This is a genomic window from Neosynechococcus sphagnicola sy1, assembly GCF_000775285.1.
GTDB lineage: Bacteria > Cyanobacteriota > Cyanobacteriia > Neosynechococcales > Neosynechococcaceae > Neosynechococcus > Neosynechococcus sphagnicola.
Genome location: NZ_JJML01000033.1, coordinates 66,035 through 73,238, shown reverse-complemented (window position 1 = coordinate 73,238; position 7,204 = coordinate 66,035). Strand labels below are relative to the sequence as shown.

General features: G+C 45.6%; 6 protein-coding genes. All 6 read right to left on the bottom strand.

Features of this window, described 5'->3' with window-relative positions:
* A partial coding sequence (locus tag DO97_RS14085) for a DUF308 domain-containing protein (RefSeq protein WP_036534540.1) occupies window positions 1-201 on the bottom strand: 201 nt, incomplete at its 3' end.
* A 291-nt stretch (window positions 202-492) separates the two neighbouring features.
* A complete protein-coding gene (locus DO97_RS14080) occupies window positions 493-765 on the bottom strand; it encodes a hypothetical protein (RefSeq protein WP_204368639.1) in 273 nt (90 codons plus the stop codon).
* Between the two features lie 297 nt (window positions 766-1,062).
* Window positions 1,063-1,245 carry a CsbD family protein gene (locus DO97_RS14075; protein ID WP_036534506.1) on the bottom strand — a complete coding sequence of 61 codons (183 nt, stop codon included), beginning with the start codon at window positions 1,243-1,245 and terminating at the stop codon, window positions 1,063-1,065.
* A 265-nt stretch (window positions 1,246-1,510) separates the two neighbouring features.
* Window positions 1,511-2,287 carry a sterol desaturase family protein gene (locus tag DO97_RS14070; protein ID WP_036534504.1) on the bottom strand — a complete coding sequence of 259 codons (777 nt, stop codon included), beginning with the start codon at window positions 2,285-2,287 and terminating at the stop codon, window positions 1,511-1,513.
* Between the two features lie 245 nt (window positions 2,288-2,532).
* On the bottom strand, window positions 2,533-4,038 hold the full coding sequence (locus tag DO97_RS14065) for a PRC-barrel domain-containing protein (RefSeq protein ID WP_052128751.1): 1,506 nt from the start codon (window positions 4,036-4,038) through the stop codon (window positions 2,533-2,535).
* A 451-nt stretch (window positions 4,039-4,489) separates the two neighbouring features.
* Window positions 4,490-6,808, bottom strand: a complete 2,319-nt coding sequence (locus DO97_RS14060) for an NACHT domain-containing protein (RefSeq protein ID WP_036534502.1) — start codon at window positions 6,806-6,808, stop codon at window positions 4,490-4,492.
* Between the last annotated feature and the right edge of the window lie 396 nt (window positions 6,809-7,204).

The window sequence follows — 7,204 nt, the reverse complement described above, 5'->3', positions numbered from 1 at the left end:
ATTTCTTGATTGCAGGGCATAAAGAATTTGTGAAATTCCGGCAAATATGAATACCCAGCCGAATAATAAGATTGAGGTAACAGCAACAAATAAAGGAAATAGGATCGAAATGATGCCTAAGATCATCATCAGCAAAGCGATCTTATTTGTCCATGCAGAGTTAAGAACCAAACCATCAGCTTCGGGGTCAGTAACTCTCATATTACCCTCCTTATGAATGAACATTCTGAGCTTATTAAAAGCTTGGCTTAATCATGCCTTATTTCTCTGGATTTGCCGCTGCGGCTAGAGCATCTAGTCTGGCGGCGATCGCTTCTAAGGCGATCGCTTCTAAATTGTCATGAAGTCCTTTAGTGAAGTTGTCAACTGTCGGACTCATGGTGCTTCCGATTGATTATCCATTATTCATTGATCATTTCTCGAACCGTATTTTCACATTTTCTACAGCATTGAATGCCTAACTTTCGACTTGCTTGGCTTTGCCAAGAACCTCTAGTCTGGGATCATCTGTCCTGTTGCGATCGCTGCTTCAGTTGGGCCTTGAAGATTCTTAGTAACTGCCTCTGCTCGGTTCATGCTTGTAATTTGAGTCTGGGGTGGACTGATGAGTTGTGTGTGTGAAGTTGCAAGCCAGGTATCTGAAGATCCAAAATCATAAGCAATTGTAATGACCAGCATTACACCTAAAACCATGATCAGAAAAAGGCCACGAATTTGTCGCAGTGAGATCATCTTTTTGACTCCAAAAATAATTAGATGGATCAAGGATAAATGGATAAAGAACAACTGTTGCTGAGAACACTTTAAGAAAGATGTTCCTCTTACTTGAAAGGGTCAGTTTAATCAGGGATAGATCATTGGCTTCTAAAATAAGCCAATGATCTAAGGAGACTGGATGGATAACATCGCCCAAAAGATCTGTACGATAGCGTTTCAGGCAGCTTCTGAGAACCGACATTTAACAACTTGAAAATTTTCTAGGTTACCTGACATACACTATACTGATGATGCCTGAAACTAGGGATACACTTTGCTGGATCGAAGTCAGCGACAATTGGCTGATTAGTCCGTAATTTCTTTGACTCTATCTTTTACATCTTCAACCGAGTTACGAACTTTTGCCTCTGCCTGTTTTTCCTGACCCTCTGCCTGAAGTTTTGGATCGCCAGTCAGATCGCCTACTCCTTCTTGAACTTTACCTTTGATATTTTTGTCTGTTGCTTTCGCTCTATCAATTAAACTCATGATATGCTCCTGATTAAACTTCAGATCTGCTGACCTAATATGCGTTAATAACTCTGCTGCTGTTATTAGTTTCATCGACCGTTGTTTTATTTATTAAATGAATTGATTAAGTACGATACAAAACGTGAGTAAAAATACATTATTCCTGAAACTCTCATGGAAGGAATCAATGGAAGCAAAACTCGATTTATCACTGGGACATCAATCTGATAATAGACACAGCGATCAAGTGCATTGGTTGGCGCTGCACTACTAAAACTCCTGATTAAGCTCCATCGACTTTATCTAATAGATGCTCAACAAACTTCTTCTCGTAGTTAGGGTCTTGAGTGCCAAGAAGTTTGTCCCAAAACGTGAAATACAGACCATAATGTAGGGTGTAATTGCGATGATGAATGGAATGGTGGGCTGGCCCAATACACCACCGGCCCAACCAATGATGGGGAAATGAGGTGGGCAATCGCTCAATCCCAAGATGATTTAACACCGCCCACACCGTCATGGTCGTAAGCACTGCAATTAAGGTAATGAAGTGTAGTGGAATCAAAAAGACAATGCCGATCAGAAAGAGAGACTGAACGATCGCTTCTAATGGGTCAAAGGCAAAGGAAGTCAAGGGGGTAGGATACCGTGATCGGTGATGCCCCTGATGCAACCAAGGAAAAAGTGACGGGTGATGAAAGCAGCGATGGGTAAAATAGAAATAAGCATCCTGGAGAACTAAAACCGCTCCATAGCTAACCCCTAAATACCACAGTCCATACTGTTGAGAATGACTGTATAGGCGGGTAATGCCCCAACTGTATTCTAATAGAATGAAGGCCGCTGCCAGCGAAAATACCCCCGCCGAAACTACAGAGAGTTGAATATCCCATTGTACCGATCGCCAATCGGGAGCTAGACGCTGTAGATTGGGATTAACAATGGACTGAATGAATGGCGAATAAAAGCACAGGTACATTCCCCCTGCCACCAGAAAATACCGTGCCAGGATAATCCCAAAGAACGCGATACCGTAGAACCCAAAGGAGTGCTCTATCAATTTAATCTCCTTACACTTTCCGATCTTCTAGATCTCTTTGAAGGGACAACTACGTGGCTTCTATTCCTGGCTGGATTGCCCCTGTCACCTCGTAGTTACGATTCTTGAAATCGATCAGGATTGATTGGCATCGCCGAAGTATTTGCTGTTGTTCACGGCTCCCTGTCTGGGAGGATGAATAAAGTTAGCGTCAAACACGTTGTATGAACCCCTATGAGGTAGCCCCAATTGGTGTTTGATGATCGTTAGAGAAGGCTTTTAGATGCCTCCCCTGGGCTATATGACAGCGCTGCACTACCGGCTTGTGGTGCCCGCAGATCTTCTAGGGAGAGTTGGGGTTTTTCATTGTAAACCGAGCTTAGCAGTAGGTCGAGAACCTGAGATTGACGGGCACTCGCGATCGCTTGATGGGTGATTAACTCCCCCACATTGAGAATCACATCATCCTGCTGATCGAGAATCACACGGGTTACAGCCCGACCTAGAGCGCCCTTAATGCGCTTTTCCTCAATGGCCTGAGTCCCCCGATCCTGGATCTCACTAGCAGTAACTTTGACGTGTGCCCAAAGACCTTTTGCTCCCGCTTGCAGTTGCTCCCCTGTCTTTTGGCTGGTTGACTTGAGGCGATCGCCTGCCACCGTCATGGCACTACTGGTGCTGTTGCGCACGGCTTCATCGGTCGATAAACCCACCGCCTGGAGTAACGCTTGTTCCTGGTGATAAGTCTTTGCCCGTTGAATGACTTGTTGCGTCACAATTTGACCTTGAGCAGCGATGATCGAGCCTTCATCGCTGCGAACGATTTGCCGAATCCGCATGCCTTGGGCTTGATCGATACTCAAACTGGCAACTGCATTGCCAAACCGTTCACTGAGCTTGTTTGACAAGCTGCCTCCCGTTGCTCGATACAACTGATCCAGAACCCCCAAATTGTCTGCTGAATCAGCAATCTCCGAGGTGACGATCTGCCCTTGAAGCACCAGTGATTGCCCCCCAAGCGTGACAACATCATGCTCAACCGTTTTACCAATCACAAAGGCTTTTTGCTCCTCGGGATCGACAATGATATTGGCGATCGAGGTTGTGGCACTTCGCCCCAATTCTTGGATCTTATCTCCTGTGACCTGCGCGGTTTCTTGAGCTTTCTCGCTAGTTATGCGTCCCAATTCCTGGATCTTATCTCCTGTGACTTGAGCGGTTTCCTGAACCCTATCGCTGACCGTCTGCATCGCTCCTCTAATCCCCCCGACTTGCTCTTCCATCAGTTGGGCGGTCTGAGTCGGTACAAAGGCCACATCTCTCCCAATTTTTAAGGTTTGAGGGGCTGGCACAAAGGAACGTCCCGAATAGGCATCGGCAAATAGACCGCCTGAAACTTCGTAGCCCTCAACGTCACCTGTGTGCTCATCGAAGTAAAGGTCGATCATCATCCCTAGATCTCGTCCATCCATGGTCAGGATGCGAGTCCCTTTGAGGATATTATTGTGCTCTAAGATGTGATGAATCGCTGGAATTTCACTGACTTTAGCGATCGCCGCTTGAGAGGCTGTAATCACGGCATCAGGGCCAATCACCTGCACATCTTTCAACAACAAAACCTGTGCACTACTAAACCAACTCGACTCACTGACCAGAAACCCTAGCAGTTGATTGCTATCTTGGTCAAAAATCAAGTCTTCAACGATATCAAATTTCTCACCCAGATCATAGGAGACCACCGGCTTGCCAATGATATCTCTTCCCTTATACATTGCTGGTAAACTCCCATGAATTGATTCAGTCATTGACTCGTCTTCAGTGGATATTTGAAAAAACATCCGCTCATCGGGTCTGCGAACCCGATAAACCCTATCAAGGTCGGAATTGTTGTTGAGATTGATCGCCAAACCTTTGATCCTCACCAAAGCCAGGTATGATATTAATGACTCCGAGGTATTCCAGTGATCCGAGGGTTGCGATCGCAACCACAAGAAACAGTCCAGTATACCAACTACTATTTGACTGTCTTCCCACGAGCCTTGGCATATGTTCCTCCCTTAAGATTTTCAATGTTTAGCGATTTAACGATTGAAATAGCTACTTGAAAAATCATCGCATGGCGATGTCTGAGATCATGTTTATGTGAGTGCTTGAATTGTATGAGTTTTAAGGGAATTGATGAAAGTTTTACCAACACGTTGCTGAAGAGCAAAGTTTAACAATTCAATTCCCTTTCCACTCCCGCTCTTCCAGTTCCTTTTGAGGGAGTAGCAATGTCGCTTCAATTTCTTTACGGGTTGCTGGTGTAATTTCACAGTTACTATTCAAACAATCGACGAGGAGTTGATTGGCATCGTAGTAATGTTGCAGCACTTGCTGTTGCTCCGGGCTAAACTGCCAGGGATGATTCGTATTGCGGTAATGGGAGATCGTGCTCCTCAAGTGTTCTACCCATTCAGCATAGTTTTCCTGCCACCACTCCTGAAGCCGTTCCTTTTTTTCACTGGCAGCTGGCAATTGGTCTTTCAATTCTTGGAGAGACTTATAAAATCCTGACTCCAGAACCATCACCAGAATGTTGTTGAGCGCTTCGCTACAGGCATTGGCATAGGCAAAATCTTGACTGTGGTCAACGGCAAACTCCAGCAGCAAGTTTTCCAAGGCCACATCCAAAAACATTCCCTGATCAAGGGTGCTAGCCAAGGCAAAGTGCGCTGCCGTATGCGGGGCTTGGGCAAGGGCAAGGTAGAACGCTCGGGTGGTAGCAAGTTTGGGTTCGGTTTGAATGGTCTGGGATTTTTCACTGGCCCACATCAAAAATTCTTGCAGATAGGGGTCTTGAGCGACTAACGAATCAATTTGTTGCTTCATTAACTGCACCAGTGAATCTGCACTGCGCAACATCGCAGCCGTCAACAGAAAAACCTCCCGCCAGTGCGGATCCGTGAGATGACCGACCAATCCTTCCAGCGCTTTTTCCAATGACCGTAGATTATAGCTGGCAACAATTTTTCGCGCCGTGAAGTATTCTTGAAACGCCAGGTAGGAAAACGAAAAAATTCCCCGTGCTCGTTCGATCAGAAGTCCATGCTGTGCCTCGATCGCATTCAGCATTGCTTCACTTTCGAGTTGCAGTTCCTCTGGTTCCTGGGACGCACCTGGCAAATTCCGCAAATAGTCCCCAATATACTGCTCAATCGTGCGTTGCTCAAAAAAGTACTGCCCTTTCTCAAAGGTCACGGCTGCCAGCTGGCTCAACATGCTCAGCTTTTGAGGCACTAAAAACCCCCGGTAAACCTGATCGCGTTCGACCCCTTTGGCTTCATCCCATTGACCCAGCAGCAGATCCAGCCCTTGTTTATAAAACTCAGTCCGCTTGGTGGGAAATTTCCCTTGGCCATGAAATACCCAGCAGGCCAGATGTAGAAACAGGGGGGTGCCCACCAGTTGCCGAAACTGCCAGTTTTCTGGCAAGTCCAACTTCTGAATAAACTGGGTAGCCTGATCTTGCCCGACTTTAGCGGTGGTTTTGGTTAATGCCACAAACCACTTTTGGGCAAAGGTGGTGATTTGCTCTTGGGTAAAGGGGGCAATTTCCACATCGGTGAAGCCGCGCAGTCGCAGCTTTTTGGCGGCAGTGCGACACGATGCCACATATTGATTTCGATGATAATTGTCTGAAAATTTACGAATTTCTTTGAGAACCGCTGTAATGTCCTGGTTGAGTACTTCATCCATTCCATCCATCAACAGCAGCACTCTGCCCGCTTGCAGTAAGGTTTCAAGCACTATCGGATTGGAAATACCAGAGGTGAGAAACACCTGATGAATATAATTGAACAGGCTAAATTCATCACGATGCTGGGAGTCTTCGGCAAACTCTCTCAATAAGATAAAAATCGGCACTTGGTTGGCAGCGAATGCCCCCCGATTACACTGAATCGCCAGATGTTGCAAAAAGGTGGTTTTGCCAACCCCTGGTTTCCCCAGCACTCTGAGTTTCGAATACGTCTCAACCGCCTGCATCCCCGGTATTTGCTTCTGCTCAACCGTTCCCAAGCCAGCGCGATCAAATTCGGTAAGTTGCAAGTTTTGCAGGTCAGAAATCTCAAACCACTGCTGACTGGCAATTTCCTCCAAAATATTGACATCCACATAGATATCATCAATCTTGACCGGACGGCTAATGTCTAATAGCTGCAAGATGCCACACTTGTTTTGAATCGTGTCGTGGCGCTGCGATCGCACCTGTTGTACCAGAATGTCAATATCCTGGGCGATCGGTGCCACATGCTCTCCCGGTTCTGGGAATTCTGCGGGTGGATCTAGGGCAATCTCTCGCCAATCTAAATCCAAAATCGAACAAATTTCCATAAAAATCTGACGATCAACCGGTTGCCCGGTGAAGAACCGCCAGATCGGCTGACGGGTCTTGAGGTTCACTTCTCCTGACAGATTTTCCTGCGTCCATCCCTTGATGCTAAAGGAGCGTTTAGCCTTTTGAATGCCGGAGGTAGAGGCTCGGAGAGATCGCTTGACCATAAGACAAACAGCTCTTATTTATAATTTGAATTTCAAATTTTTGTAAAAAAAACAGTTTGCATGTATCTATATGATACACAGCTTCACTTCGATAAAATCATACAAAAAATTCAAAGGAATTGCATCGACTACCATCAGCCATTAATTAAATCAAACATTGTTTACTGCTAAAAACAGACCCTATACCCACGGGTAATTCTCTTAAAAACCCTATAGGTATTAGATATCAGCGGCTTCAAACTACCTTTATATCAGCATGTGATGGGAGATTCAGACAACACTAGATGTTGAACTTTTGTAATGAACTAGAACATCAGCAACGTATCTTATACATTTCAAACCGCTGTAAAAATCTTGCTTGACTGACAGATCTTTTTCCCTCATCCCTAAATCCCT